This window comes from Pseudomonas sp. O39, assembly GCF_045447295.1.
Lineage (GTDB): Bacteria > Pseudomonadota > Gammaproteobacteria > Pseudomonadales > Pseudomonadaceae > Aquipseudomonas > Aquipseudomonas antarctica_A.
Genome location: NZ_JBJGXV010000012.1, coordinates 33,810 through 60,595 on the forward strand (window position 1 = coordinate 33,810; position 26,786 = coordinate 60,595).

The 26,786-nt window shown below is 60.0% G+C and carries 27 protein-coding genes; 18 read left to right on the top strand and 9 right to left on the bottom strand.

Translation table 11 applies throughout. The features are described 5' to 3' along the window. The first annotated feature begins 20 nt into the window (after positions 1 to 20). Positions 21 to 686, top strand: coding sequence for a TetR/AcrR family transcriptional regulator (locus ACI77D_RS16775; RefSeq protein ID WP_064454237.1), 666 nt, complete (start codon positions 21 to 23; stop codon positions 684 to 686). A 121-nt stretch (positions 687 to 807) separates the two neighbouring features. On the opposite strand, the gene ACI77D_RS16780 is transcribed toward ACI77D_RS16775, so the two are convergent. Then, a complete protein-coding gene (locus ACI77D_RS16780) occupies positions 808 to 1,662 on the bottom strand; it encodes a shikimate dehydrogenase (protein WP_064455014.1) in 855 nt (284 codons plus the stop codon). Positions 1,663 to 1,667: 5 nt separating this feature from the next. Next, on the bottom strand, positions 1,668 to 2,108 hold the full coding sequence (gene aroQ, locus ACI77D_RS16785) for a type II 3-dehydroquinate dehydratase (RefSeq protein ID WP_017253796.1): 441 nt from the start codon (positions 2,106 to 2,108) through the stop codon (positions 1,668 to 1,670). A 274-nt stretch (positions 2,109 to 2,382) separates the two neighbouring features. On the opposite strand from aroQ, the gene ACI77D_RS16790 reads away from it, so the two are divergent. Both ACI77D_RS16790 and ACI77D_RS16795 read left to right on the top strand, forming a co-directional pair. Continuing rightward, on the top strand, positions 2,383 to 2,811 hold the full coding sequence (locus ACI77D_RS16790) for a hypothetical protein (RefSeq protein ID WP_064454236.1): 429 nt from the start codon (positions 2,383 to 2,385) through the stop codon (positions 2,809 to 2,811). Next, the gene (locus ACI77D_RS16795; protein ID WP_064454235.1) at positions 2,808 to 3,248 is read left to right on the top strand and encodes a DUF2442 domain-containing protein; all 441 of its coding nucleotides are present in this window, start codon (positions 2,808 to 2,810) and stop codon (positions 3,246 to 3,248) included. Before ACI77D_RS16790 ends, ACI77D_RS16795 begins: the two co-directional genes overlap by 4 nt. 6 nt (positions 3,249 to 3,254) lie before the next feature. On the opposite strand, the gene trmA is transcribed toward ACI77D_RS16795, so the two are convergent. Both trmA and ACI77D_RS16805 read right to left on the bottom strand, forming a co-directional pair. Continuing rightward, the gene (trmA, locus tag ACI77D_RS16800) at positions 3,255 to 4,334 is read right to left on the bottom strand and encodes a tRNA (uridine(54)-C5)-methyltransferase TrmA (RefSeq protein ID WP_064454234.1); all 1,080 of its coding nucleotides are present in this window, start codon (positions 4,332 to 4,334) and stop codon (positions 3,255 to 3,257) included. After that, complete coding sequence (locus ACI77D_RS16805; protein WP_064454233.1) at positions 4,331 to 5,626, bottom strand: NCS2 family permease; 1,296 nt, start codon at positions 5,624 to 5,626, stop codon at positions 4,331 to 4,333. The genes trmA and ACI77D_RS16805 overlap by 4 nt, the downstream gene beginning before the upstream one ends. A gap of 210 nt (positions 5,627 to 5,836) precedes the next feature. On the opposite strand from ACI77D_RS16805, the gene ACI77D_RS16810 reads away from it, so the two are divergent. The 4 genes from ACI77D_RS16810 (at position 5,837) to ACI77D_RS16825 (ending at position 10,067) form a co-directional block, all read left to right on the top strand. Further along, entirely contained in the window at positions 5,837 to 6,280 is a 444-nt protein-coding gene (locus ACI77D_RS16810) for a DUF4879 domain-containing protein (protein WP_064454232.1), read from the top strand. Positions 6,281 to 6,376: 96 nt separating this feature from the next. Then, entirely contained in the window at positions 6,377 to 6,901 is a 525-nt protein-coding gene (locus tag ACI77D_RS16815; protein ID WP_407017087.1) for a (2Fe-2S)-binding protein, read from the top strand. Then, entirely contained in the window at positions 6,898 to 7,887 is a 990-nt protein-coding gene (locus ACI77D_RS16820) for a xanthine dehydrogenase family protein subunit M (protein ID WP_064454230.1), read from the top strand. Before ACI77D_RS16815 ends, ACI77D_RS16820 begins: the two co-directional genes overlap by 4 nt. Further along, on the top strand, positions 7,884 to 10,067 hold the full coding sequence (locus tag ACI77D_RS16825; RefSeq protein ID WP_407017088.1) for a xanthine dehydrogenase family protein molybdopterin-binding subunit: 2,184 nt from the start codon (positions 7,884 to 7,886) through the stop codon (positions 10,065 to 10,067). Before ACI77D_RS16820 ends, ACI77D_RS16825 begins: the two co-directional genes overlap by 4 nt. Before the next feature lie 156 nt (positions 10,068 to 10,223). On the opposite strand, the gene ACI77D_RS16830 is transcribed toward ACI77D_RS16825, so the two are convergent. Further along, positions 10,224 to 11,462: an MFS transporter gene (locus ACI77D_RS16830; protein ID WP_407017089.1), complete on the bottom strand. Its 1,239-nt coding sequence runs from the start codon at positions 11,460 to 11,462 to the stop codon at positions 10,224 to 10,226. 329 nt (positions 11,463 to 11,791) lie between these two features. Here ACI77D_RS16830 and ACI77D_RS16835 point away from each other — a divergent pair, with 329 nt between their 5' ends. The 3 genes from ACI77D_RS16835 to ACI77D_RS16845 are packed head-to-tail and all read left to right on the top strand — an operon-like array spanning position 11,792 to position 14,420. Further along, a complete protein-coding gene (locus tag ACI77D_RS16835; protein WP_407017090.1) occupies positions 11,792 to 13,231 on the top strand; it encodes a cytochrome ubiquinol oxidase subunit I in 1,440 nt (479 codons plus the stop codon). A gap of 1 nt (position 13,232) precedes the next feature. Continuing rightward, positions 13,233 to 14,240 carry a cytochrome d ubiquinol oxidase subunit II gene (cydB, locus tag ACI77D_RS16840; RefSeq protein WP_064454226.1) on the top strand — a complete coding sequence of 336 codons (1,008 nt, stop codon included), beginning with the start codon at positions 13,233 to 13,235 and terminating at the stop codon, positions 14,238 to 14,240. A 12-nt stretch (positions 14,241 to 14,252) separates the two neighbouring features. Continuing rightward, positions 14,253 to 14,420 (top strand): DUF2474 domain-containing protein, encoded by a 168-nt coding sequence (locus ACI77D_RS16845; RefSeq protein ID WP_064502999.1) that lies wholly within the window; start codon positions 14,253 to 14,255, stop codon positions 14,418 to 14,420. 64 nt (positions 14,421 to 14,484) lie between these two features. On the opposite strand, the gene ACI77D_RS16850 is transcribed toward ACI77D_RS16845, so the two are convergent. Next, a complete protein-coding gene (locus tag ACI77D_RS16850; RefSeq protein WP_064454225.1) occupies positions 14,485 to 15,609 on the bottom strand; it encodes a methyltransferase in 1,125 nt (374 codons plus the stop codon). Between the two features lie 181 nt (positions 15,610 to 15,790). After that, the gene (locus ACI77D_RS16855; RefSeq protein WP_407017091.1) at positions 15,791 to 16,501 is read right to left on the bottom strand and encodes an autoinducer binding domain-containing protein; all 711 of its coding nucleotides are present in this window, start codon (positions 16,499 to 16,501) and stop codon (positions 15,791 to 15,793) included. 458 nt (positions 16,502 to 16,959) lie between these two features. Between ACI77D_RS16855 and ACI77D_RS16860 the strand changes: the two genes are divergently transcribed. After that, a complete protein-coding gene (locus ACI77D_RS16860; protein ID WP_407017092.1) occupies positions 16,960 to 17,736 on the top strand; it encodes a ferredoxin--NADP reductase in 777 nt (258 codons plus the stop codon). A gap of 42 nt (positions 17,737 to 17,778) precedes the next feature. On the opposite strand, the gene mscL is transcribed toward ACI77D_RS16860, so the two are convergent. After that, positions 17,779 to 18,195, bottom strand: coding sequence for a large-conductance mechanosensitive channel protein MscL (gene mscL / locus ACI77D_RS16865; RefSeq protein ID WP_064454222.1), 417 nt, complete (start codon positions 18,193 to 18,195; stop codon positions 17,779 to 17,781). 286 nt (positions 18,196 to 18,481) lie between these two features. Between mscL and katB the strand changes: the two genes are divergently transcribed. The 4 genes from katB to ACI77D_RS16885 are packed head-to-tail and all read left to right on the top strand — an operon-like array spanning position 18,482 to position 22,784. Continuing rightward, positions 18,482 to 20,023, top strand: a complete 1,542-nt coding sequence (gene katB / locus ACI77D_RS16870) for a catalase KatB (protein WP_221295679.1) — start codon at positions 18,482 to 18,484, stop codon at positions 20,021 to 20,023. A 57-nt stretch (positions 20,024 to 20,080) separates the two neighbouring features. Continuing rightward, entirely contained in the window at positions 20,081 to 20,620 is a 540-nt protein-coding gene (locus ACI77D_RS16875; RefSeq protein ID WP_064454220.1) for an ankyrin repeat domain-containing protein, read from the top strand. Between the two features lie 35 nt (positions 20,621 to 20,655). Then, the gene (gene radA / locus ACI77D_RS16880) at positions 20,656 to 22,023 is read left to right on the top strand and encodes a DNA repair protein RadA (RefSeq protein ID WP_064454219.1); all 1,368 of its coding nucleotides are present in this window, start codon (positions 20,656 to 20,658) and stop codon (positions 22,021 to 22,023) included. 26 nt (positions 22,024 to 22,049) lie between these two features. Beyond that, on the top strand, positions 22,050 to 22,784 hold the full coding sequence (locus ACI77D_RS16885) for a hypothetical protein (protein WP_407017115.1): 735 nt from the start codon (positions 22,050 to 22,052) through the stop codon (positions 22,782 to 22,784). A gap of 4 nt (positions 22,785 to 22,788) precedes the next feature. On the opposite strand, the gene ACI77D_RS16890 is transcribed toward ACI77D_RS16885, so the two are convergent. Continuing rightward, positions 22,789 to 23,157, bottom strand: coding sequence for a PilZ domain-containing protein (locus tag ACI77D_RS16890; RefSeq protein WP_064454218.1), 369 nt, complete (start codon positions 23,155 to 23,157; stop codon positions 22,789 to 22,791). A gap of 184 nt (positions 23,158 to 23,341) precedes the next feature. On the opposite strand from ACI77D_RS16890, the gene ACI77D_RS16895 reads away from it, so the two are divergent. From ACI77D_RS16895 to yjiA, 3 genes are all read left to right on the top strand, one after another. Continuing rightward, positions 23,342 to 25,408: a carbon starvation CstA family protein gene (locus ACI77D_RS16895; RefSeq protein WP_064454217.1), complete on the top strand. Its 2,067-nt coding sequence runs from the start codon at positions 23,342 to 23,344 to the stop codon at positions 25,406 to 25,408. 15 nt (positions 25,409 to 25,423) lie between these two features. Continuing rightward, positions 25,424 to 25,621 (top strand): YbdD/YjiX family protein, encoded by a 198-nt coding sequence (locus tag ACI77D_RS16900; protein ID WP_003176208.1) that lies wholly within the window; start codon positions 25,424 to 25,426, stop codon positions 25,619 to 25,621. A gap of 170 nt (positions 25,622 to 25,791) precedes the next feature. After that, on the top strand, positions 25,792 to 26,751 hold the full coding sequence (yjiA, locus tag ACI77D_RS16905) for a GTPase (RefSeq protein ID WP_407017093.1): 960 nt from the start codon (positions 25,792 to 25,794) through the stop codon (positions 26,749 to 26,751). The last annotated feature ends 35 nt before the right edge of the window (positions 26,752 to 26,786 follow it).

Consider the following 26,786-nt stretch of genomic DNA (forward strand, 5'->3'; position numbering starts at 1 on the left):
ACAATGGCCGTGAGCGCACCATGACCTCGAGTCCCGATCTCCCTGCGGTGTCAGACGCACCGCGCAAGAGTCGTAAGAACAATCCGGAAAAGACCCGCGAAAATATCCTGCAGGAAGCCATCGTCGAGTTTGTTCAACAGGGCCTGTCCGGCGCTCGCGTGGATGCGATTGCTGAGCGTATCCACACCTCAAAACGCATGATCTATTACTACTTCGGCAGCAAGGAGCAGTTGTACGTCGAGGTGCTGGAAAAGCTCTACGGCGATATTCGCAACACGGAAACCCGCATGAACCTCACGGCCCTGGAACCGCGCGAAGCGATTCGCAGGCTGGTGGAGTTCACCTTTGACCACCACGACCAGAACGTGGACTTCGTGCGCATTGTCAGCATCGAAAATATCAACAACGCCGAGTACGTAAAGCGCTCGGATTCGATCAAGGCAATGAACAGCAACATCCTCGAAGGGTTGGGGGCTACGTTGCGGCGGGGTGCTGAGATGGGCGTATTTCGCCAAGGATTGAATCCGTTGGACGTGCACTTGCTGATCAACTCATTCAGCTTTTACCGGGTGTCCAATCGCCATACGTTCAGTGAGATCTTTCAGATCGAGCTGTCGGATGAGCTCGTCAAACAGCGGCATCGCGAGATGATTTGTGAATCGGTGATGCGTTACCTGCAGGCTTGAGGACACCGCAGAACCGGATGTGGAGCGGGCTTGCTCGCGAATGCGCAGTATCAGTCCATACCTCCGGCGACTGATACACCGCTTTCGCGAGCAAGCCCGCTCCCACAGTTGAATTGGGTTTCTACTGCGAGGTGTTCATGCTCTGAAAATGCGCCAACATCCTTTGCGCATCCGGCGCTTCGCCACTGAACAACTCAAATGCCTTCACCGCCTGAAACACCGCCATGTTGCCGCCATCCAGCGTGCGGCAGCCCAAGGCGCGGGCGCTGCGTAGCAGCTCGGTTTCCAGTGGGAAATACACGATTTCCGCGACCCACAACTCAGCCCGTAACAGGGCAGGCGGCACCGGCGTGCCGGGCAGCTTGGCCATGCCCATCGGCGTGGTGTTGACCAAACCATCCGCCTCGGCCATGGCGCTTTCCAGGTGGTTGCCGACCTGGGCGCGACTGGCCCCGAAACGCTGCGCAAGGTTATCCACAAGGTCTCGGGCACGGCTGGCGTCCACGTCGAAAATGCTCAAGTGCTCCACGCCTTCGGCCAGCAGCGCATGAGCCACCGCTGCACCGGCACCGCCGGCACCCATCTGGACGACACGGTGGCGGGCAACGTCATTCAAGTTCCTGCGAAAACCTTCGGCGAACCCCAGGCAATCGGTGTTGTGGCCGATGCGTTTACCTGCCTTGAATACCACCGTGTTAACCGCCCCAATGCCCCGGGCCTCGTCGGACAATTCATCGAGCAGCGGCAGGATCGCCTGCTTGCACGGGTAGGTAATGTTCAACCCGGTGAACTGCATCACCTCGGCCGCGTTCAGCAGGTCGGGCAGGGCGCTGATGCTCAGTTGCAGTGGTTCCAGATCGATCAGGCGGTACAAATATCGCAAGCCTTGGGCGTCACCTTCCTGCTCATGCAAGGCGGGGGTGCGGGAGGCCTGGATGCCCGAGCCGATCAGGCCGGCGAGGATGCGCGGTTTCATCGGGATCATCCCTTCAAGGTGTGGCTGAAGTGTTCCAGGGCCAGGTGATAGCCGTGGCTGCCAAACCCGGCGAGTACCGCCTTGGCGATGGGTGAGACAAAAGAGTGATGCCGAAACGCCTCGCGCGCATGCACATTGGATAAATGCACTTCGATCACTGGCACTTCACTGGCGACCAGTGCGTCGCGAATCGCCACCGAGGTGTGGGTCCAGGCCGCCGGATTGATCACGATCCCGGCGCAGCGGGCGCGGGCACCGTGGATCCAGTCAAGTAATTCGCCTTCGTGGTTGGTCTGGCGGAATTCGATTTTCAGCCCGAGTTTTTCGGCGCTGCGGCCACACAGCGCAGCCACGTCGGCCAGGGTTTCATGGCCGTAGGTAGCGGGCTCGCGGGTACCGAGCAGGTTGAGGTTGGGGCCGTTGAGCACCAGCACGATGGGCGGCATAGGGGAGGATCTCCACAGTTATTATTGGTTGTGGGGATAAAATGTACCGGATGGTTAATTTGGTCAATTAGTGGCAGCGGATGTGTTCGATTATCGAACTGTTAATCAGTAAAAGAGGATTTCAAGACCTCGCCATGCGCGGTTACAAGACGGTATTCGACGCTTCCTCCTTCGCGACTAACCTGTGAAAAACCTCCCTGATCACGCAGCCGGCTATCGGGCTGCAGGAGGAAAAGTGTTTCCTGACAGAAAATAACCTAACGGATGGGTTACGATGAAAGTAGGGGCTTACAAAGGATATGTAATTGCGGTTTTTCTCAGGGACGAGCATTGCCCGCCTCACGTACATGTCAGGGGAGAGGCATGGGATGCGCGCTTTCGTTTCAGCTTTCTGGATGGAGGCGTGGCGTTGTGGGATGTGAACCCCGAACGATGCCGGCCAGCGGGCGCGATTCTGGAAGGTATTCGCCAGGCCCTCATGCAACCGCATTATTTGGCGCGGGCACGAAGGATCTGGTGGCAAAAGCTGCAAACGGTCTGCCTGGAGAACCATTCCTGGGACTGGGACGCTGATGAGTTAGTGCCAGGGTTAGTCATTCGGCGTGGTGTTTATGTGATCGCCAATGCCCGACACGATGTTGTTGGGCAGAGAACCATTTTGAATCTGGTGAGGGCGCCAGGTTGTGTGGAGATTGATTTATGAAAAAAATCGTAAAAGCCAAAATCTTGCCTGATGTACCGATCACTGAGGCTGATATCGACAAGGCCATCGTGCGTGGGCGCAAGCTGAAGCGCTTGTACGCCAATGCCAGTGATGTGCGTTACGAAGACGACTGCATCTCCATCGGCTTCGGCGATGGCAGCCGTATCGTGCTGCCGGTGGCCGGGCTCGCGGAGTTCGAAGGGTTTTCTGCGCAGGACTTTCAGCAACTGGAGGTCGGGTTTGGTGGCAAGGCGCTGTGCTGTGAAGCCCGTGACCTGCACGTCTCCATCAGTGGCCTGATTGCTACGAGCCAGCCCTTGATGGACCTGGCTGCAAGCATGGTGGCGTCGCGTAACGGGCGTAAAAGCAGTGCCGCGAAGTCCGCAGCCGCCCGAGCCAATGGCAAGAAGGGCGGCCGGCCACGAAAGGACACGTGAGCGTGTTTAACGTCGGGTCAACAACACGCCGGATTCCATATGGTGCGTCCACGGGAACTGGTCAAACATCGCACACTGGGTAATCCGGTGCGTGTCGTGCAATTGCGCGATGTTCGCAGCCAGGGTCTCCGGGTTGCAGGAGATGTACAGGATGTTGTCGAAGCGTCGGGTCAGTTCGCAGGTGTCCGGGTCCATGCCCGCACGCGGCGGGTCGACGAAGACACTTCCGAATTCGTAGCTTTTCAGGTCGATGCCGTGCAGGCGGCGGAACGGACGCACTTCGTTAAGTGCTTCGGTGAGTTCTTCGGCGGAGAGGCGCACCAGGGTGACGTTATCCACCGCGTTTTCATCGAGGTTGCTCAGGGCCGCGTTTACCGAGGTTTTGCTGATTTCGGTGGCCAGCACTTTTCGTACGCGGGTAGCCAAAGGCAGCGTGAAGTTGCCATTGCCGCAATACAGCTCCAACAAATCATCCGGGCGATCACCCAAGGCGTCGTAAGCCCAGTTGAGCATCTTCTGGTTCACCGTGCCGTTGGGCTGGGTAAACGCACCTTCGGGTTGGCGATAGCTGAATGTGCGGCCGCCGACTTCGAGCTTTTCAACCACGTAGTCGTGGCCGATAACATCGCGCTTGCCCTTGGAGCGGCCGATGATGCTGACATTCAAGTCGGCAGCGAGCTTGTTCGCAGCCGTGTGCCAATGCTCGTCCAGCGGGCGGTGATAACACAGGGTGATCATCGCGTCGCCGGCCAAGGTGGTGAGGAACTCCACCTGGAACAGCTTGTGGCTCAGGGCGGCGCTGGCCTGCCAGGCAGCCTTGAGTTGCGGCATCAACAGGTTGATGCGTTGGCTGGCGATGGGGAATTCTTCGATCAGGATCGGCGTGCGTTTGTCGTCCTGGGAAAACATCGCGTAGTGGCGTTCACCGCCTTCGCGCCACAGGCGGAACTCCGCCCGCAGGCGGAAGTTCTGCAACGGCGAATCGAAGACCTGCGGCTCGGGCGCATCGAAGGGTGCCAGCAGGTCACGCAGGCGCGTGACCTTGTCTTGCAGTTGAGCGGTGTAGCTTGTGGCGTCAAAAGTCATGCGTTGAACCAGCCCAGCTTGATCACAAACAGAATCGACAGGATCACCAGTGCCGGGTTCAGCTCACGGTAGCGGCCCGAAAGCAGCTTGATGGCGGTCCAGGCGATGAAACCGAAGGCAATGCCGTTGGCGATGGAGTAAGTGAAGGGCATCGCCAGGGCGGTGATCACCACCGGCGCTGCAACAGTAATGTCATCCCAGTCGATTTCGGCCAGGCCCGAGGTCATCAGCACGGCCACGAACAGCAGCGCCGGCGCGGTCGCGAAGGCTGGAACGCTGGCAGCCAATGGCGAGAAGAACAGCGCCAGCAGGAACAGGATCGCGACCACGACGGCGGTCAGGCCGGTGCGGCCACCGGCACTCACGCCCGCAGCGGATTCGATGTAGCTGGTGGTGGTCGAGGTGCCCAGCAGCGAACCGGCCATGGCCGCGGTGCTGTCGGCGATCAGCGCACGGCCCATTTTCGGCATGTGGCCGTCTTTGCCCATCAGGCCGGCGCGCTTGGCAACGCCGATCAGGGTGCCGGAGTTGTCGAACAGGTCCACGAACAGGAAAGCGAAAATCACGCTGACCAAGCCGATATCCAGTGCGCCTTTGATATCCAGCTGCAGGAAGGTGGGGGCCAGGGACGGTGGCATCGACGTCACGCCGCCGAACGGGGTGAAACCCATGGCGATGGACACAATAGTCACCGCGAGGATGCCGATCAGTACAGCGCCGCGCACGGCCAGGGCTTCCAGCGCCACGATCAGCGCGAAACCGAGGGTGGCGAGGATCGGTGCCGGTTGTTTCAGGTCGCCCAGGCCCACCATGGTAGCCGGGTTGCTGACGACGATGCCGGCGTTGTGCAGGGCGATCAGCGCCAGGAACAGGCCGATACCGGCTGCAATCGCCGAGCGCAGGGGCAGCGGGATGCTGTTGATGATCCACTCACGGATGCGGAAGATCGACAGCAGGAAGAACAACACCGCCGAAATGAATACCGCGCCCAGCGCCACTTGCCAGGTGTGGCCCATGTGCAGGACCACGGTGTAGGTAAAGAAGGCATTGAGGCCCATGCCCGGCGCCAGTGCGATCGGGTAGTTGGCGATCAGGCCCATCACGGTCGAACCGATGGCTGCGGCCAGGCAGGTTGCGACAAACACCGCGCCCTTGTCCATGCCGGTTTCGCCGAGGATGCTCGGGTTCACGAACAGGATGTAGGCCATGGCCAAAAAGGTGGTGATACCCGCGAGAATCTCGGTGCGCACGTTGGTGTTGTGTGCTTTGAGTTGAAACAGCTTTTCCAGCATGCCGGCTCCCTGTGACGCTATTTTGCGTCGTTATTTGTTGACCTCTAAGTCAAAGCACAAACTGCGCCAAGCGCGTGTGGTTTCAGAGAGGATCGGAAAAAGCGGCGCATCATACCAGCAGCCGAAGGCCAATGGCGTATGGGCTTGGTTTTGATGGTCCATGGGCTTGAGGCATACTGCGCCGACGTTTAATACAGGGTCGTCAACAGCATGAAAAAAGCCAACGCCAGCAGTCTAGCTCTGTTCGCCGTTATCGGCCTTGGGCTGGTGGCACCGGCTTGGGGCGCGACTGCACCGGCCTTGAGCGAGGTGCGGGTGTTCAAGGTCGAGTCTGCCGGTTGCGCTGAAACGATCCCGGAGCGGGCGAGCAGCACACAGATGTGCACGCACCGTGGGCCCACCAAGGTTTCAGTGATGGAAGTCGGCCTGGGCAAAAGCCCGATGGGCCGTTTCGATGGTGCAGAATTGAACGGGCAACGCACGCCGGTATGCCAGGTGGGCAATATCAGCCAGACCTGTAATGGTGCGGGCACGGTGATGGGCTACATCTATGTATTCGACGTGAATGTCGAAGCGCCCGGCTGGTTCGAATACAGCAATTCCTCGATCAATGGCGCGCAAACCCCGCTGAAGACCCTGCTCAACATCCGCTGATCAATCTCCTTGAACGCTCGATACCCCGGGAAGTCGTACCCCTGAGACGGCGATTTCCCTGAACGCCGCGGATGTACACCAACCCGTGAGGTGTTTATGAGCGCAATTCCCAATGGTGCGGCGGCCCCACCGTTCGCCACCCACTCCATACGCCTGAGCCTCAATGGCCAGGACCGCCAGCTGGACGTGTTGCCCTGGACCACCTTGCTGGATCTGCTGCGCGAGCAACTTGACCTGGTCGGCAGTAAAAAAGGCTGCGACCACGGCCAATGCGGCGCCTGCACGGTGTTGCGCGACGGTAAACGCGTGAACGCCTGCCTGACCCTGGCGGTGATGTGCGACGGCGCGGAGCTGACCACTGTAGAAGGCCTGGCCGACGGCGACGTGTTGCACCCGATGCAGCAGGCCTTTATCAAGCATGACGCTTTCCAGTGCGGCTACTGCACCCCCGGCCAGATTTGCTCGGCTGTTGGCCTGGCCAATGAGGGCCGTGCCCACGATACGGCGCAAATTCAGGAACTGATGAGCGGCAACCTGTGCCGCTGCGGCGCCTACAGCAACATCCGCGATGCCATAGAAGAAGCTTTGCCCGCCTGCCGCACAAAGGGAGGTGAGCAATGAACCCCTTCCAGTACAGCAAGCCGGCCGATGTGCACGAAGCGGTGCACCTGAGCAGTGCGGCGTCGCGCTTCATTGCCGGTGGCACCAACCTGCTCGACCTGATGAAAGAAAACATCAGCCGCCCCGAACACCTGATCGACATCACCGGCCTGCCGCTGCAAGGCGTTGAAGAGACCGCTGAGGGCGGCCTGATGATCGGTGCCTTGGTGAGCAATGCCGACCTGGCCTGGCACCCGCTGATCGAACAGCGTTACCCGTTGCTGTCCCAGGCCATCCTCGCCGGTGCTTCACCGCAATTGCGCAATATGGCCAGCACCGGTGGCAACCTGCTGCAGCGCACCCGTTGCTATTACTTTTATGACGCCAGCGTGCCCTGCAACAAGCGCGAACCGGGCAGTGGTTGCCCGGCGCGCACCGGCTTGAACCGCATCCATGCGATTCTCGGCGCCAGCGAGCACTGTGTGGCCACGCACCCCTCGGACATGTGTGTGGCCCTGGCGGCACTGGCGGCGCGGGTTCACGTGGAAGGGCGCGGCGGGGCGCGGGTCATTGAATTTGCTGACTTCCATCGGCTGCCCGGCGATACGCCGCAGCGCGATAACTTGCTGGCCGATGATGAGCTGATTACCGCCATCGAGCTGCCAGCCGACCATCTGGCCAACCACAGCCACTACCTGAAAATTCGCGACCGCGCGTCTTACGCATTCGCCTTGGTGTCCGTCGCCGCTGCCCTGGAACTGGACGGTGAGACCATCGTCGATGCCCGCCTGGCCCTTGGCGGTGTGGCTCACAAACCGTGGCGCGACCGCGCAGTGGAAGTCACGCTGATCGGCCAGACCGTCAGCCGCGAAACCTTCAGCAACGCCGCCGACGCTTTGCTGCAAGACGCCGAGCCGTTGGAGCACAACGCCTTCAAGGTCAAGCTGGCGCGCCGCGCAATTATTCGCGCCCTCAGCGACGCTGCCATCGCAGGAGAACGGTCATGACGGCTATCGGTAAACCCATGGATCGCGTTGACGGTCTGCTCAAGGTCACAGGTCAAGCGCGGTATGCCGGTGAGTTTCCCGACCAGGGCTTGCTGCATGCCAGCGTGGTCTCCAGCACCATCGCCAAAGGCCGGGTCGTCAGGATCGATGCCTCCAAAGCCCTGGCGCTGCCGGGCGTGGTCATGGTGCTCGATCACCTCAACCGGCCGAAACTCGCCAGCTACGATGACGCGTTCGCCGACGCCGACGCGGCGGACGGCTCGCCGTTTCGGCCTTTGTATAACGACCGTGTGCTCTACAGCGGCCAGCCATTGGCGTTGGTGATCGCCGACAACCTGGAGCTGGCGCGGCACGCCGGTTCGCTGGTGCAGATCGAGTACGCAAGCGAAGCCTTTGAAACCGACTTGCTGGCCATGCAGGAACAGGCGCATCCATCACCGCAAACGCCGCCCGCGCCACGCGGTAACTTCCAGGCGGAATGGGCCGCTGCTGCCGTCAACCTCGATGTGCACTACAGCACGCCCATCGAACACCACAACCCGATGGAGCCCCACGCCAGCACCGTGCTGTATCAGCCGGACGGCACCCTGCATATCCACGACAAGACCCAAGGCCCGCAGAACTGCCAGGCGTATGTGCAAAAAATCTTTGGTCTGGATAAAAGCCAGGTGCGCATCTTCGCTGCGTTTGTCGGTGGCTCCTTCGGTTCGGGCCTGCGCCCGCAATACCAGTTGCCGCTGGCGGTAATGGCGGCATTGGCGCTCAAGCGCTCGGTGCGTGTCACGCTCACCCGGCAACAGATGTTCACGTTCGGCTACCGGCCGCGCACTTTGCAGCGCTTGCAGATGGGCGCCGCTGCCAATGGCCGTCTGCTGGCGTTGGGGCATACCGCGATTGGCCAGACTTCCCGTTTCGAAGACTTCAGTGAACACGTAGTGGAGTGGAGCGGCATGCTCTACCACTGCGACAACGTGCAGCTGACTTACAAACTGGTGCCTCTGGACGTATTTACCCCGCTGGACATGCGGGCGCCGGGGGCTGCGCTGGGCGTGATCGGCCTGGAGTGCGCCATGGATGAACTGGCCTGCGCCTTGGGCATCGACCCGGTGCAACTGCGGCTGATCAACTATGCCGAACGTAACCAGAACGAGGACAAACCCTGGTCGAGCAAAGCCTTGCGCGAGTGCTACAGCGAAGGCGCCGAGCGCTTCGGCTGGGCCCAGCGCAACCCGGAACCGCGCAGCATGCGCGACGGCAACCAGTTGATCGGCTGGGGCATGGCCGGTGGTGTGTGGGAAGCCTTGCAGATGAAGGCCAGCGCCAAGGCGCGGATCGACGCGAAGGGCCAATTGACGGTGAGCAGCGCCACCACCGATATCGGCACCGGCACTTATACGGTCATGACCCAGATTGCCGCCCAGGCCAGCGGTGTGGCGATGGCGGATATCCGCTTTTTGCTGGGGGATTCGTCATTGCCCACCGCGCCGTTGCAGGGCGGCTCGTTTACCGTGTCGTCCGTCGGCACCGCCGTGCAACAAGCGTGCGAAGCGTTGACTGGCAAACTGCTGGCCATTGCCCGGCAGACTTACCCGGTCTTCAAGGATGCAGAAACCGTGCGCTTTGAAGACGGCCAGTTGCACACCGGGGACGTGAGTGTGTCGTTGGCACAATTGGTCAAGGACAGTGGTGAAGATGCGTTGGAAGTGCAGGTCGACAGCGAGCCGGACAAAAAGCGTCAAGGCTATGCGAGCGCTACTCACTCGGCGGTGTTTGTCGAAGTTCAGGTAGACGAAGACCTTGGCACGATCAAGGTGCGTCGCGTGGTCAGCGCCATTGCCGCCGGGCGCGTGGTCAACCCGAAGATGGCGCGCAGCCAGATCCTGGGCGGTGTGGTGTGGGGCATTGGTATGGCGCTGCACGAAGAAACCCAGACCGACCACCAACTGGGGCGCAATATGAACCACAGCCTGGCCGAGTATCACATCCCGGTAAATGCCGATATCGGCGACATTGATGTGATTTTTGTCGAAGAGCACGACGAGATCGTCAACGCGCTCGGTTCCAAGGGCGTGGGTGAGATCGGCATTGTCGGGGTCGCGGCGGCGGTCGCGAATGCGATTTATCACGCCACCGGGAAGCGGGTACGGGACTTTCCCATCACCCTGGACAAGGTGCTTTAGCGCAAACCTTCAAACCACCGAAGATCAAAATGTGGGAGCGGGCTTGCTCGCGAATGCGGTGCATCAGTCAATACATTAGGTGACTGACACTTCGCATTCGCTGGCAAGCCCGCTCCCACCTTTACTGCATTCCAGCATCAAATCAGGTGGTGGGACTTAGACTTTGGCCTCTTCCCCCGGCACATGCATGCGGTCGCGGTTGGCCAGGGACGGGAACAGCTTGATCCACACGCCCGTCACCAGCAGCGTACCGATCCCGCCCATGACCACGGCGGGCACGGTGCCGAACCAATGGGCGGTGATGCCGGACTCGAACTCGCCCAACTGATTCGAAGCGCCGATAAACAGCCCGTTGACCGCACTGACGCGCCCGCGCATTTCATCGGGGGTTTCCAGCTGCACAAAGGAGGCGCGGATCACCATACTGATCATGTCCGCCGCGCCGAGCACCACCAGCACGGCCAGGGAAAACCAGAACGAAGTCGACAGGCCGAACGCGATGGTTGCCACGCCGAACACACCTACGGCGGTAAACATTACGCGACCGACCTGGCGGTCCACCGAGAACCGCGCCAACCACAGCGACATCAACAACGCGCCCACCGCCGGTGCCGAACGCAGCAGGCCCAGGCCCCAGGCGCCGGTCAGCAGGATGTCTTTGGCGAACACCGGCAGCAACGCCGTGGCGCCGCCCAGCAGCACGGCGAACAAGTCGAGGGAGATGGCACCGAGGATGTCCGGGCGACTGCGGATAAAGCGAACCCCGGCCAACAGCGAGTCCAGGGTGGCCTTGGCTTTGTTCAGCGGGGTCTGGCGGGCGGGCAGGTTGAGGGTCAGCACGCAGGCAATCAGGTACAGCGCCACCGTTGGGCCATACACCCACACGCTGCCGAATGCGTACAGCAAACCGCCGAGGGCCGGCGCGACGATGGTTGCCAGTTGCTGGGCCGACTGCGACGACGCCACGGCCCGCGGAAACAGTGCGCTGGGCACGATGCTCGGCAGCAGCGCCTGGGTAGTGGGCATTTCAAACGAGCGTGCGGCGCCGAGCAGGAAGGCCAGGATAAAGATCATTTCGCGGGTGACGTTGCCGGTCAGGCCGCCGATGGCCAGGGACAACGCAATCAGTGCCTGCACGGTTTGGCAGATGGCGGCGACCTTGCGCCGTTCATAGCGATCGGCCACGTGCCCGGTATGCAACATGAACAGTACGCGCGGTACGAATTCCACCAGGCCGACCAAACCCAGGTCCAGCACGTTACCGGTCAATTGGTAGAGGTTCCAGCCGATGGCCACGGTGAGCATCTGGAAGCCGCTGGCGGTGAAGATCCGTGCCAGCCAGAACGCGATGAAAGGGCGGTGGTGACGCAACAGCAACGCAGGTTCACTAGGCATCGGGAATACAGGTTCGGAGCGGAGGGAGCACCGAGGTTAGCATCAAGCTGTAACAAATAGTTGCAAGGGTTTGCTGGGCGCCGGGCTGAGACAAGCTGTCACGCGGCAAAAGACCACGCCTTCCTACAGCCAAAATGGGACTACTCTTTCAGCAATGCTTGATCCAGATCAAAACCGGCCCCGGGATTGTTCTGGCGGCCGAAAGGCCAGAATCCCTGCGTGATGGGTAAAAAAAGAAACGAATTGAAATTCGCCACACTCCATATCCGTGGGGGCAGTGGGTGCAGGCTCCCAGCCAGCAGCCGGTATTACCTGACAGAGGAAAACTTATGTTCGGTTTGGAGGCGCTAGATCTCGCCCGAATTCAATTCGCGTTCACCATCTCGTTCCACATCCTGTTCCCGGCGATCACCATCGGCCTGGCCAGTTACCTTGCGGTGCTCGAGGGCTTGTGGCTCAAGACTCACAACGACACCTACCGTGACCTCTACCATTTCTGGTCGAAGATCTTTGCCGTCAACTTCGGCATGGGTGTGGTCTCCGGGCTGGTCATGGCCTACCAGTTCGGCACCAACTGGAGCCGCTTCTCGGACTTCGCCGGCGCCGTTACCGGGCCGTTGCTGACCTATGAAGTGCTGACAGCCTTCTTCCTCGAGGCCGGTTTCCTCGGTGTGATGCTGTTCGGCTGGAACAAGGTCGGGCGCAAACTGCACTTCTTTGCCACGGTGATGGTGGCCGTCGGTACGTTGATCTCTACCTTCTGGATCCTGTCGTCCAACAGTTGGATGCAGACACCCCAGGGCTTCGAAATCGTGGACGGCCGCGTGATACCGACCGATTGGTTCGCCGTCGTCTTCAACCCGTCATTCCCGTATCGCCTGGCGCACATGGCCACGGCAGCGTTTGTGGCCACGGCGTTCTTCGTCGGTTCCTCGGCGGCCTGGCACTTGCTGCGCGGCAAGGACAACCCGGCGATCCGCACCATGTTGTCGATGGCGATGTGGATGGCTTTGATCGTCGCGCCTATCCAGGCGGTGATTGGCGACTTCCATGGCCTGAACACGCTGAAGCATCAGCCGGCGAAAATCGCCGCGATTGAAGGTCACTGGGAAAATATCGGCAACGAGCCGACGCCGCTGATCCTGTTCGGCTGGCCCGACATGAAAGCCGAGAAGACCAAATACGCCGTCGAAATCCCGTACCTGGGCAGCCTGATCCTGACCCACTCCCTGGACAAGCAAGTGCCGGCGCTCAAGGATTTCCCGCCGCAAGACCGTCCCAACTCGACCATCGTGTTCTGGTCGTTCCGGGTCATGGTCGGCCTGGGTTTCCTGATGATCTTCACCGGTTTGTTCAGCCTGTGGCTGCGCCGGGGCGACAAGATGTATACCTCCAGGCCGTTCCTGTACCTGGCGTTGTGGATGGGCCCGTTCGGCCTGATCGCGATTCTCGCCGGCTGGTTCACCACCGAAATCGGTCGTCAGCCCTGGGTGGTCTACGGGTTGATGCGCACGGCGGATGCATCCTCCGGGCATAGCCTGGCGCAGATGACCATTACCCTGGTGTTGTTCGTGGTGGTGTACTTCGCGCTGTTCGGCGCCGGGTTGGGCTACATGATGCGTCTGGTGCGCAAAGGGCCTCAGACGCACGAAGGCTCCGAGCCAACCCATGGTGGCCCTGGGCAGAAACGCACACCGGCCCGTCCGTTGTCTGCGGCCGATGATGGCAGCGATGACGACCACACTCACATCCAGCACAAGGGGAATTGAGATGGGTATTGATCTTCCGCTGATCTGGGCCGTGATCATCATCTTCGGCATCATGATGTACGTGGTCATGGACGGTTTCGACCTGGGTATCGGCATTCTCTTCCCGTTTATCCCGGGCAAAGTCGACCGTGACGTGATGATGAACACCGTCGCCCCGGTTTGGGACGGCAACGAAACCTGGCTGGTCCTGGGGGGCGCGGCGTTGTTCGGCGCGTTCCCGCTGGCCTATTCGGTGGTGTTGTCGGCGTTGTACCTGCCGCTGATCCTGATGCTGATCGGGCTGATCTTCCGGGGCGTGGCCTTCGAGTTCCGCTTCAAGGCCAAGGACCATAAGCGTCACCTGTGGGATAAGGCGTTCATCGGCGGCTCCATCGCGGCGACGTTCTTCCAGGGCGTGGCGCTGGGGGCATTTATCGACGGCATCCCGGTGGTGAATCGCCAGTTTGCCGGCGGCTCACTCGACTGGGCCACGCCGTTCACGATGTTCTGCGGCGTGGCCCTGGTGGTCGCGTATGCCTTGCTCGGTTGCACCTGGCTGATCATGAAGACTGAAGGCAAGTTGCAGGAGCAGATGCACAACCTGGCGCGGCCGTTGGCCTTTGTGGTGTTGGCGGTGATCGGTATCGTCAGCCTGTGGACGCCGCTGGCGCACCCGGAAATCGCTTCGCGCTGGTTCACCCTGCCGAACCTGTTCTGGTTCCTGCCGGTGCCCATCCTGGTGCTGGTGACCATGTACGGTTTGATCCGCGCAGTGGCGCGTAATGCGCACTACACGCCGTTCCTGCTGACACTGGTACTGATCTTCCTCGGCTACAGCGGCCTGGGGATCAGCCTGTGGCCGAACATCATTCCACCGTCTGTCTCGATCTGGGACGCCGCCGCGCCGCCGCAAAGCCAGGGCTTCATGCTGGTGGGCACGCTGTTCATCATCCCGTTTATCCTGGGTTACACCTTCTGGAGCTACTACGTGTTCCGCGGCAAGGTCACCCACGAAGACGGTTATCACTAGGAGGGTTGTAACATGCCCGGCAAACCTACGTTGCACGAGATCGAACAGGCCGAGAAACAGCCGTTGTGGCGGCGCCTGGGGTGGCTGGCGATGATCTGGACCGGCAGTGTGCTGGCCCTGTTCGTCGTGGCCAGCCTGATGCGTATGTTCATGAGCGCGGCCGGCCTGACGACTCACTGACATCCCGTTCCGGGCCTTGCGGCCCGGCTTTCAACCCCGCCTTTTGCGAGAAAGGCGGGGTTTTTTATTTGCGCGCTTTGAGAATCACGAACTTAGGCGTGGCGGCCACTTGCTCAACGCCACGGAATAAACGCGCCAACTTGCTGTGATAGCCCAAGTGGCGGTTACCCACGATGTAAAGCGCGCCACCGACCACCAGGGCCTCCCGCGCCTGCTGGAACATGCGCCAGGCAAGGAAGTCGCCGACCACCTGTTGCTGGTGGAACGGCGGGTTGCACAGCACCACGTCCAGGGACTGCGGTTCCTGGCCGGCGAGGCCATCAGCGGCGCGGACGATGACTTCTCGCGCCCCGAGTGCCGCCTGCCAATTCTCGAGCGCCGACTGCACGGCCATGTAGGATTCATCCACGAGCGTGTACTGCGCGTCGGGGTTTTGCAGTGCACTGGCAATCGCCAGCACGCCGTTACCGCAGCCCAGGTCGGCGACGCGAGCGCTGCCCAGGTTTTTCGGCAGGTGCGGGAGGAAGGCGCGGGTGCCGATGTCCAGGCCTTCACGGCAGAACACGTTGGCGTGGTTACGCAACTCGATGGCCGGTGCGTCCAAGGCGTAGCGAGTGGGGTAGGGCGAGGCGGCAACCGGGCGATCTTCGACGGTGGCAATCAGCAGCCGGGCTTTTTTGACCGCAAGTGAGGCGTGCATGGGCCCGATGTAGCGCTCAAGCAGCTCGCCTGCAGCCCGTGGCAGGTGCTTGATCATAGCGCCCGCGATCACCTCGGCGCCCGGCGCCAACTGCCCTTGCAGGCGAATCAGTTGCTCTTCCAGCAAGGCCAGGGTCTTCGGCACGCGGATCAGTACGCGGTCGAACGGCCCGGTCGGCACCTGGCTGGCGGGCACGAACGGTACTGCATCAAACGCCTTGCCATTGCGCACCAGGTTTTTCTCCAGGCCCTGGGCTGCCAGATACGAGTCGCCGCTGGACGTCACCTGAACCTTGCCTTCCAGGCTGGCCGCCACGGCACCGAAGCTGTCATTGAGCACCAATACGCGGGTTGCGGCGCCATGCGGCTGTTCGGCCAGGTAGTTGAGCAGGTACTCGTCGGCGGCATCGAAAGCCTGCAGCGGGTCATTGTGTTGCTCTGGCTGGCGGATCAGATCGAGCTGGGCGAAGGGGCTGTCAAGCAGGGGCATGGCGGGGGAGGCTCTGGGTCAACGATGGGCGGCGGCGGGTGCGGGCAACCGGCGCAACTATCCGTGTGAACGGCAACTGAGTGAACGGCGAGGCGGCACCTAGGCGCGGCTTCAACACTCAGAATAGGCCGTAAATGTTACTTTTTTTTCGGTGGGATTACATGCGGTGTTTGTACGCCGGTTAAAACAGGCCCGCTTTGGAGGCACAGAGCACGGCAGCGATCTTGTTATTGACGCCCAATTTTTTGAGGCAGCTGCTGATATGAAAACCCACGGTACGTTCTGACAGACACAGGATCGTGGCAATGTCCGACGCCGTCTTGCCCATGGCTGACCATTTGAGGATTTCCGTTTCCCGTGGGGTCAATTTGCAAGGCGGCGTAATACTCGGTTTATCGGCATGTTTTTGTGCCACCGCCGCGTGCAATACGTGGCAAAGCCACAGTGCCTGGCCGGCTTTCTCGTAAAGCTCTTGCGGACTGACTTCGCCGGTACTTCGGCCCAGGGTCAGCATGCTGAACACGCCCTGGAAGTCGTGTACTGCCTGAGTCCAACCAAAATGCACGCCAAACGATTGGGCCAACGACCATAAGTGTGGCGTGGTGCTGAACGTTTTTTCGTCCCACACGATAGGCATTACGCTACATTTGCAGTGGGCTACTACTGGGTCTATATCAAAGAAGTTCGCTTGCTTGTAAACGCTGTTCCATTCATTTGGATAGTTGTTTAAGTGAAACTGTTTTGTTTGAAGGGTGGGTTGTAGGGAACTCATCGTAAATGAGCAATATTCAAAGCCGAGCTGATAGGTGTGATTCACGACCATCTCATAAATAGTGGTGATCTTATCCTCGCCTTCAAGTTTTGGGATCCTCGTGTTGCGCCAGTTGACCATCGGTAACTCTCCATACTTGTTGTTATTGCCCGGGCACTTCCTGGCTCCCAATGAGGCACGGAAAGGAGTGTAGGATAAAGGCTACATGGAGAGGTGAAAAAAATGTCATGTGGCCTTCGTCTTTACACTTCATGAACTTGTACAGCAGTGAGTTTTTTGTGTAAGTTTAGTTGTTAGTAAGAAAATCTCATTGGTTTTAACAGGTTGCTGACGATATTGGATTGATATCAGTTAGATTGACTGTGTCATCTAATGGCGTATTGGAAGTTTGGAAATAGCTAAATGATTAGTTGGTAATTTAATGCCCGTCCTGCGCTTAAATGTCTTTGGAATGTAATAATTTTACGTTCCCCGCTGTCTGTAAGCATCCGGGTCAACGGTAATGCCAGTACAAACCAACGGTGTTTCCCTGTGCGACTTTGGGGGACACTAGGGGTACCTGTTGAACGGAGACCCCCATGACGGCCAGTGCTGAGAAATTTACCCGCCAGACGTTGCTCGACGTGCAATCGCTGACCCCTAGCCTGTTTACCCTGCGCACCACACGCGATCCGGGCTTTCGGTTTACTGCCGGCCAGTTTGTGCGCCTGGGGGTGAGCAAGGCGGATGGGAGTACCGTATGGCGTGCTTACTCCATCGTGTCGTCGCCGTTTGACGAGCACCTGGACTTCTTCTCTATTGTTGTTCCGGAGGGCGAGTTCACCAGTGAGTTGAGCCGGCTACAGGTGGGTGACACCTTGATGGTGGAGCGCCAGGCCACAGGCTTCCTGACCCTGAACCGCTTTGTGGACGGGCGCGACCTGTGGTTGTTGGGCACCGGTACCGGGGTGGCGCCGTTTCTGTCGATCCTGCAGGACTTCGAGGCCTGGGAGAAATTCGAGCGTATCGTTCTGGTGTACAGCGCCCGCGAGGCCAAAGAGCTTGCGTATCAGCACCTGATTGCAGCGTTGGGTGAGCGAGAGTACCTGGCCGAATACGCCCATAAACTCGTCTACATCCCCATCGTTACGCGTGAACAGCATCCCGGGGCGCTGAACGGGCGCATTACCACGCTGATCGAGAATGGCGAACTGGAACGCGCTGCTGGCGTCGCGCTGACCCCCGAATTCTCCCGCGTGCTGATTTGCGGCAACCCGCAGATGGTCGATGACACACGGCAACTGCTCAAACAACGCGACATGCAACTGAGCCTGAGCCGGCGCCCAGGGCAAGTGGCGGTGGAAAATTATTGGTAAAAAAAAGGCGCCTGCAATAGGCGCCTTTCTGGGTCCACCGATTTAAAGCGGCTTGTTGTTCTGAGCCTTGAGCAGATCACGGATCTCCGTCAGCAACTCTTCCTCTTTGCTCGGCGTTGCCGGCAGGGTCGGCGCCACGGCCTCTTCACGCTTGAGGCGGTTGATCGCTTTTACGCCCATGAAGATCGCAAACGCGATGATCACGAAGTCGATAATGCTTTGGATGAATTTGCCGTAAGCCAGTACCACGGCCGGAGCACTGCCTTGCGCCGCCTTGAGTTGCACGGCCAGGTCAGCGAAGTCCACGCCACCGATCAGCAGACCGATGGGCGGCATGACCACGTCGCCTACAAACGAGGAAACAATCTTGCCGAAGGCGGCGCCGATGATGATACCGACGGCCATATCGACCACATTACCTTTGACCGCGAAGGCCTTGAACTCACTGATCACGCCCATAGGTTATTCCTTGTTACAGATGAGAAGGGTGGAGGTCAGTGTAATTCAGTCGTAGGCGGCTTGCGCGACACAACCGTTAACACTGTCAATTTTTATCGACACATTAAATCGCAAATAGTTTGCAAAGTGCCACCAATCGCGCGCGAAATACTCGCTGTTTCAGTGGGTTACCACACTTTTTTCTTAATCGTACCGGTGGTGTTTTTCTATTTATCTTCTGACTCGCAGGTCACTAGCCTCTGGCAAGCACAACTGAATGTGCACAAAAAAACCAGAGGACACCTCGATGAATACTCCAATGAGCCGCGGGCCGGTTTCAGCGCGATACGCGTTGGCACTGGTGACCGCCAGCCTGCTTTCCCTCTCTGTACAAGCCGCCAACCTGACCCGCGATAACGGCGCTGCCGTCGGGGACAACCAGAACTCCCAAACGGCCGGGGCCAATGGCCCGGTGCTGCTGCAGGACGTGCAGCTTATTCAAAAACTGCAGCGCTTCGACCGTGAACGCATCCCGGAACGTGTGGTGCACGCGCGTGGCACCGGCGCCCACGGTACCTTCACCGTCACCGACAACCTCAGCGACCTGACCAAAGCCAAGGTCTTCGCCGCAGGTGAAGCGACGCCGGTATTCGTGCGCTTCTCGGCCGTGGTCCACGGCAACCACTCTCCAGAAACCCTGCGTGACCCGCGCGGCTTCGCCACCAAGTTCTACACCGCCGAAGGCAACTGGGACCTGGTAGGAAACAACTTCCCGACGTTTTTCATTCGTGACGCCATTAAATTCCCGGACATGGTGCACGCGTTCAAACCCGACCCACGCACTAACCTGGACGACGACTCCCGTCGTTTTGACTTCTTCTCCCATGTTCCCGAGTCCACCCGTACGCTGACCGAGCTGTACTCAGACTCCGGCACCCCGGCCAGTTATCGGGAAATGGACGGCAACGGCGTACATGCCTACAAGTTGATCAACGCCAAAGGCGAAGTGCACTACGTCAAGTTCCACTGGAAGAGCCTGCAAGGCATCAAGAACCTCGATCCCAAGCAAGTTACCGAGGTGCAAGGGCGTGACTACAGCCACATGACCAATGACTTGGTTACCCACATCAATAAGGGCGACTTCCCCAAGTGGGACCTGTATGTGCAAGTGCTTAAACCCGAGGACTTGGCCAAGTTTGATTTCGACCCGCTGGACGCCACCAAGATCTGGCCGAACGTGCCGGAGCGTAAAGTCGGGCAGATGGTGTTGAACCGCAACCCGGCGAATGTCTTCCAGGAAACCGAGCAAGTGGCCATGGCCCCGGCCAACCTGGTCCCGGGCATCGAACCGTCGGAAGACCGCTTGCTGCAAGGCCGGGTGTTCTCCTACGCCGACACCCAGATGTACCGCCTGGGGCCGAACGCCCTGCAACTGCCGATCAACGCACCCCGCGTCACCGTCAACAACGGTAACCAGGACGGCGCGATGAACTTCGGCAAAACCACCACCGGCGTGAACTACCAGCCAAGCCGGCTGTTACCACGCGAAGAGCCGCAAACCGCGCGCTACAGCCAGTCGGCGCTGTCGGGTAGCACCCAGCAGGCGAAGATCCAGCGTGAGCAGAACTTCAAGCAGGCCGGTGACTTGTACCGCACCTACAGCAAGAAAGAGCGTCAGGACCTGATCGAAAACTTCGGCGGCTCGCTGGCGACGACTGATGATGAGAGCAAGCACATTATCCTGTCGTTCCTCTATAAAGCTGACCCGGAGTACGGCACGGGTGTGACCAAGGTCGCCAAAGGTGACCTGGCTCGCGTTAAAGCGCTGGCAGAAAAACTGACTGACTGACGTTGGTTCCGGTCGACGCCCAGATCAGGGTGTCGACCCCCTGTTAGGAGAAAACCCATGCGAATCTCTCTCGGTTTACTGATGGCAATGCTCGCCTTCGTCGCCCATGCCGAGGCCCCCGACCCGGTCGCGCTCAAGGCGCAGTTACAGGACTACTACTTCGACGCCGCCCGCCGTGGCGATGTCGATATGCTCAACACCTTCATCGAATCCGGCTACAGCCTCAATACCCAAGACGACAAGGGTTACACCGCGCTGATCCTTGCCGCCTACCACGGCCAGGGGTCTTTCGTGGAGCGCCTGCTCAACGCCGGCGCCGACGCCTGCGTGCAGGACAAACGCGGCAATACGGCGTTGATGGGGGCAATCTTCAAAGGCGAGTTGAAAATCGCCCAACGGCTGCTGGCCACCGACTGCAACCCCGACCAGCGCAACGGCGCCGGGCAGACCGCCGCCATGTACGCCGGGCTGTTCAAGCGCATCGAGCTGATGGATGAATTAAAAGCCAAGGGCGCCGACCTCAACGCCGAGGACCCGATCGGCAACAGTGCTTCACGATTAGCCAGTGGTGAAATCCGGACCCCGGCGCCGCGCTGAGCTATCATCGCGGTTTTTCGGTTGGAGGTTCTCAAATGGCAAAGGCCAAGCGCATGTACGGCTGCACGGAGTGCGGCGCGACCTTTCCCAAGTGGGCCGGCCAATGCACCGAGTGTGGCGCGTGGAACACCCTGACTGAAACCATGATCGAAAGCGGCGGCGCTGCGGCCCCTACCGGCCGAGCCGGCTGGACCGGGCAGCAGGCGCAGATCAAGACCTTGGCCGAAGTCAGTGTTGAAGAGATCCCGCGTTTCTCCACGGCTTCCGGTGAGCTGGACCGCGTGCTCGGCGGTGGCCTGGTGGACGGTTCGGTGGTGCTGATCGGTGGCGACCCCGGCATCGGTAAATCAACCATCCTGTTGCAAACCCTGTGCAGCATCGCCAGTCGCATGCCGGCGCTGTATGTCACCGGCGAAGAATCCCAGCAGCAAGTGGCCATGCGCGCCCGTCGCCTGGGCCTGCCCCAGGATCAACTGCGGGTAATGACCGAAACCTGCATCGAAAGCATCATCGCCACGGCCCGCATCGAAAAGCCCAAGGTCATGGTGATCGACTCGATCCAGACGATTTTCACCGAGCAGTTGCAGTCGGCACCTGGCGGCGTATCCCAGGTGCGTGAAAGCGCGGCGCTGCTGGTGCGGTATGCCAAGCAAAGCGGCACGGCGATCTTCCTGGTCGGCCATGTGACCAAAGAAGGCGCGCTGGCCGGGCCACGGGTGCTTGAGCATATGGTCGACACGGTGCTGTATTTCGAAGGCGAATCCGATGGCCGCTTGCGATTGCTGCGGGCGGTGAAGAACCGCTTTGGCGCAGTCAATGAGTTGGGCGTGTTCGCCATGACCGACCGAGGTTTGAAAGAAGTCTCTAACCCGTCGGCCATTTTTCTCACACGTGCTCAGGAAGAAGTTCCGGGAAGTGTGGTGATGGCGACGTGGGAAGGCACTCGGCCAATGCTGGTGGAAGTGCAGGCGCTGGTGGATGACAGCCACTTGGCCAACCCGCGCCGGGTCACGCTGGGTCTGGATCAGAACCGCCTGGCGATGTTGCTCGCTGTGCTACACCGTCACGGCGGCATTCCCACCCATGACCAGGACGTATTCCTCAACGTGGTTGGCGGGGTCAAGGTGCTGGAAACCGCCTCCGACCTGGCCTTGATGGCGGCGGTGATGTCCAGCCTGCGCAATCGGCCGCTGCCCCATGACTTGTTGGTGTTCGGTGAAGTCGGCCTGTCGGGCGAGGTGCGCCCGGTGCCGAGTGGCCAGGAACGCTTGAAAGAAGCGGCCAAGCACGGTTTCAAGCGCGCAATTGTGCCCAAGGGCAATGCGCCGAAAGAATCGCCGCCGGGCTTGCAGGTTATTGCGGTCACGCGCCTGGAGCAGGCGTTGGATGCACTTTTCGAATAAACGTGGAGCAATCAGGGATGAGCGCAATGCAACAGACCCATCGTTGGGGGGTATGTGCCCTGTTCGTGGCCTTGCTCGGGTTACCGGGCATTGCCTTGGCTGAGTCGGCCACACTGCCGCCCGGTTACCGCCTGGCCCAGAAGTTGGCGACGGAAGACGGCAGCGTGTTGCAGGTGCTGGAAGACCAGCGCATCAGCGCGCAGTTGCACAAGGACAGTTGGGGCAATGGCCTGGATGAGGACTCGTTTGACGAGCCCGGCGATCTGGTGGAGAACCCGTTGCTCAACGCTCAGGTACGCTTACTGTCGGCCTCCGGCACGATGCTGGCGCACGACGATCTTGGCTATCCCTTGGCCAAGGTCCAGAAGGCTCCGCTCAAAGGCCTGCCGGAACCGGTGTACTTTTTGATCATCGACCAGACGGCACCGATGGGCAGTTACAGCGGCCCGGCGACTCAACTGCTGCTGCCGGCCAAACAGCAACTCAAGCCGATGAGCTATAAGGGCGCCGACGGTAAGGTCGAGCCTCTGACCCTGGCCCAGACCGGCAAAGCCGCGTGGCAGATTGCTACGCCGGCCAGCGGTGGCGCGGATGAGCTACTGCAAGTGTCGTCCTTTATGGACGGTGACGGCGACGACGATTTCGCGACCCGCTATACGACCTATCGTTTTGTCGACGGGCAATGGCAGGCTGAGTCGAGTCAGAAGGCGGGCTACTGGGACGCAGAAAACGAATTCCCTGCGCGCACGGCGTTTCCCTGAATCGTCACACCTGCAGCAGCGCGCCGAGTTCCCGCTCAAGTTCTTCCTGATCGCCGAGGTTAAGTTCGATCAACCGCCGCAAATGGCTGATCGACTCCAAGTCGATGTGCTCGCACACAAACCCCAACTGGCCATCGTCGTCATGGGTCAGCCTGGCCTGCATCTTTATATGCGCCTGTGGGTCCAGGCGAATATCCACGTCGAACAGTTCTGCGCGATTACCCTGCCAGTCTTCGGGCCGTTGCACCAACAAACCTTTCAGCGACAAATCCACCAGTTGCACCGGCCAATTCCAGCCGTTTTGTGCAAGGGTCGTCCGCGCATCGAAGGCGATACGCCGGAAACGGCGTCGATCTGAGGGCTGCTCGCTCATGGTCAATTCCTCTGTGGGTAGAAAGATTGTAGCCCTGCGCCACCCTCGGGCTTTTATTTCTGATTTTTTTACCGTTTTTTTCCTTGGCAAGGCTCTAGACCAATGTAGGGGGCTGGTCTTTGAGGCCAGTAGCGCTAAACTCGGGCTGGCTGTCCTTTCTGTCCACCCTGGCTGGAATATAAAAATGAAAAATAATAATAGCCTGCTACGCCACCTACCCTGGCTGCTGCTGGCAATCGTAGGAGCGTGCGCCCTGGGCGTAGTGGCCTTGCGCCGCGGCGAGGCGATCAACGCCTTGTGGATTGTGGTCGCTGCAGTGGCCATCTATCTGGTTGCGTACCGTTACTACAGTCTGTTCATCGCTAACAATGTGATGCAACTTGATCCACTGCGGGCCACCCCGGCAGTGCTCAATAATGATGGTCTGGACTACGTGCCGACCAACAAACACATCCTATTCGGTCACCACTTTGCGGCGATTGCCGGTGCAGGCCCGTTGGTCGGCCCGGTACTGGCGGCGCAAATGGGCTACCTGCCAGGCACCCTGTGGCTGATTGCCGGGGTGGTGCTGGCCGGTGCGGTGCAAGACTTCATGGTCCTGTTCCTGTCCACCCGTCGCAACGGCCGTTCCCTGGGGGACATGGTTCGCGAAGAGATGGGCCGCATTCCCGGGACCATCGCGCTGTTTGGCTGTTTCCTGATCATGATCATCATCCTCGCGGTGCTGGCGCTGATCGTGGTCAAGGCCCTGGCCGAGAGCCCATGGGGCATCTTCACGGTGATGGCAACTATCCCGATCGCGATGTTCATGGGCGTGTACATGCGCTACATCCGCCCGGGCCGCATTGGTGAAATCTCGGTGATCGGCGTGCTGTTGCTGCTGGGTTCGATCTGGCTGGGCGGGCAGATTGCCGCTGACCCGGTCTGGGCCAAGGCCTTCTCCTTCACCGGAATCCAGATCACCTGGATGCTGATCTGCTACGGTTTCGTCGCGGCGGTACTGCCGGTGTGGCTGATCCTGGCACCACGCGACTACCTCTCCACCTTCCTCAAAATCGGCACCATCATCGCCCTGGCGATCGGCATCCTGGTCACCATGCCCGTGCTGAAAATGCCGGCCCTGACCCAATTCATCGACGGCACCGGCCCGGTGTGGAAGGGCGGCCTGTTCCCGTTCCTGTTCATCACCATTGCCTGTGGCGCGGTCTCGGGTTTCCACGCGCTGATTTCCTCGGGCACCACGCCCAAGCTGCTGGATAACGAAGTCAACGCCCGTTACATCGGCTACGGCGCGATGCTGATGGAGTCGTTCGTTGCCATCATGGCCATGGTTGCTGCTTCGGTGATCGAGCCAGGCGTGTACTTCGCCATGAACAGCCCGGCTGCCGTGGTGGGTGCGGATGTGGTGACTGTGGCACAAACCGTCAGCAGCTGGGGCTTTGCGATTACCCCGGAAGCCTTGACGGCGGTGGCGCATGACATAGGCGAAACCACCATCCTGGCGCGTGCAGGCGGTGCGCCGACGCTTGCGGTGGGTATCGCGCAGATCCTGCACAGTGTGCTGCCGGGTGAAAACACCATGGCATTCTGGTACCACTTTGCGATCCTGTTCGAAGCCTTGTTCATCCTGACGGCGGTGGATGCCGGTACACGTGCGGGTCGCTTCATGCTGCAAGACCTGCTCGGCTCCTTCGTGCCGTCCCTCAAGCGGACTGACTCCTGGCCGGCCAACCTGATTGCGACCGCTGGTTGCGTGGCGATGTGGGGTTACCTGCTGTACCAAGGCGTGATCGACCCGCTCGGTGGCATCAACACCTTGTGGCCGCTGTTCGGTATCTCCAACCAAATGCTGGCCGGTATCGCGCTGATGCTCGCCACCGTTGTGCTGATCAAAATGAAACGCCAACGCTACATCTGGGTGACCATGTTGCCGGCTGTCTGGCTGCTGATCTGCACCGTGACCGCAGGCTTCATCAAGCTGTTCGACGCTAACCCGGCGATCGGCTTCCTGTCGCTGGCCAAGAAGTACAGCGATGCCCTGGCCGGCGGCCAGATCCTCGCCCCGGCCAAGAACATCGACCAGATGCAGCACGTGATCTGGAACGCCTACACCAACGCAACGCTGACGGCGCTGTTCCTGTTCGTGGTGTTCAGCATCCTGTTCTATGCGCTCAAAGTCGGCGTCGCCGCTTGGGGCAACAAAGAGCGTACGGATAAAGAAGCCCCGTTCCAGGCCGTACCGGACGCGTAATCGAGGATTGCAACCATGTTCAATGACATCAGTCGCCTCGGTAAATACCTCGGTCAGGCCGCGCGCCTGATGGTCGGCATGCCCGACTACGATACGTACGTCGAGCATATGCAAACCAAGCACCCGGACAAACCGATGATGGACTACAAGGCGTTCTTCCGGGAACGCCAGGAAGCCCGTTACGGTGGCAAGGGTGGGCCTAAATGCTGCTAACCCGGTAAGTTGGGCTTGCAGTGATCCCATGTGGGAGCGGGCTTGCCTGCGAGAGCATCAGCTCGGTCTGACGGGAGGACCGAGTTGTCTGCATCGCAGGCAAGCCAGCTCCCACATAGGTCTGCTCCCACATTTGTTTTGTGTTCCTTCAGTTATCAGGAGAACTGTCTTTGTCCTCTCCCATCCCCGTCACCATCCTCAGCGGCTTCCTCGGCGCCGGCAAAACCACCTTGCTGCGCCACCTGCTTAAAGCCGAGCACGGCCTTAAAATCGCCGTGATCGAGAACGAATTCAGTGACGCCGGTATCGATACCCAGCTGCTGGGCGCCGAACCGGTGCAAGTCATGACCCTGTCCAACGGCTGTGTGTGCTGCACCATCCACACCGACCTGACCAAAGCCCTGTACCTGCTGCTTGAACGCCTGGACAGCGGCGAGATTGCCTTCGACCGGCTGGTGATCGAGTGCACCGGCCTGGCGGACCCCGCGCCCGTGGCCCAGACCTTCTTTATCGATGAAGAACTGCGCGAGCGCTACATCCTCGACGGCATCATCACCCTGGTGGATGCGGCGCACGCCGAGCATCACCTGACCCAGACCATCGCCCAGGCCCAGATCGGTTTCGCCGACCGCTTGCTGGTGAGCAAGCGCGACCTGGTGGATGAGGCGACCTTCGACGCCCTCAGCCAACGCTTGACCCGTATCAACCGCCGAGCGCCGATTCGGGTGGTCGACCACGGCGCCATCGACCTGGCTGAGTTGCTTGATGTTCGCGGCTTCAACCTCAACGCTGGCATGAGCCTGCGCCCGGTCAGCGCTGCGCCGTCCATCGACCGCATCTCAAGCCTGGTGCTGCGCACCGACCAGCCGCTGGATATCGACCGCCTCAGCGCGTTCATGAACGAGCTGCTGGAAGACCACGGCAAGCAACTGCTGCGCTACAAGGGCGTGCTGAATATTGCCTGGGAAGACCGGCGCATGGTGTTCCAGGGCGTGCTCAAACTCTACGGTTTCGATTGGGATACCGAATGGGCCGAGGGAGAGCAGCGCGAAAGTGTGATTGTGTTTATTGCTGACGAATTGCCGGAAGACAAGATTCGCGAGGGCTTTGCCCGGGTCTATCAACCCTGACTTGAAATGCGATCAAAAAATGTGGGAGCGGGCTT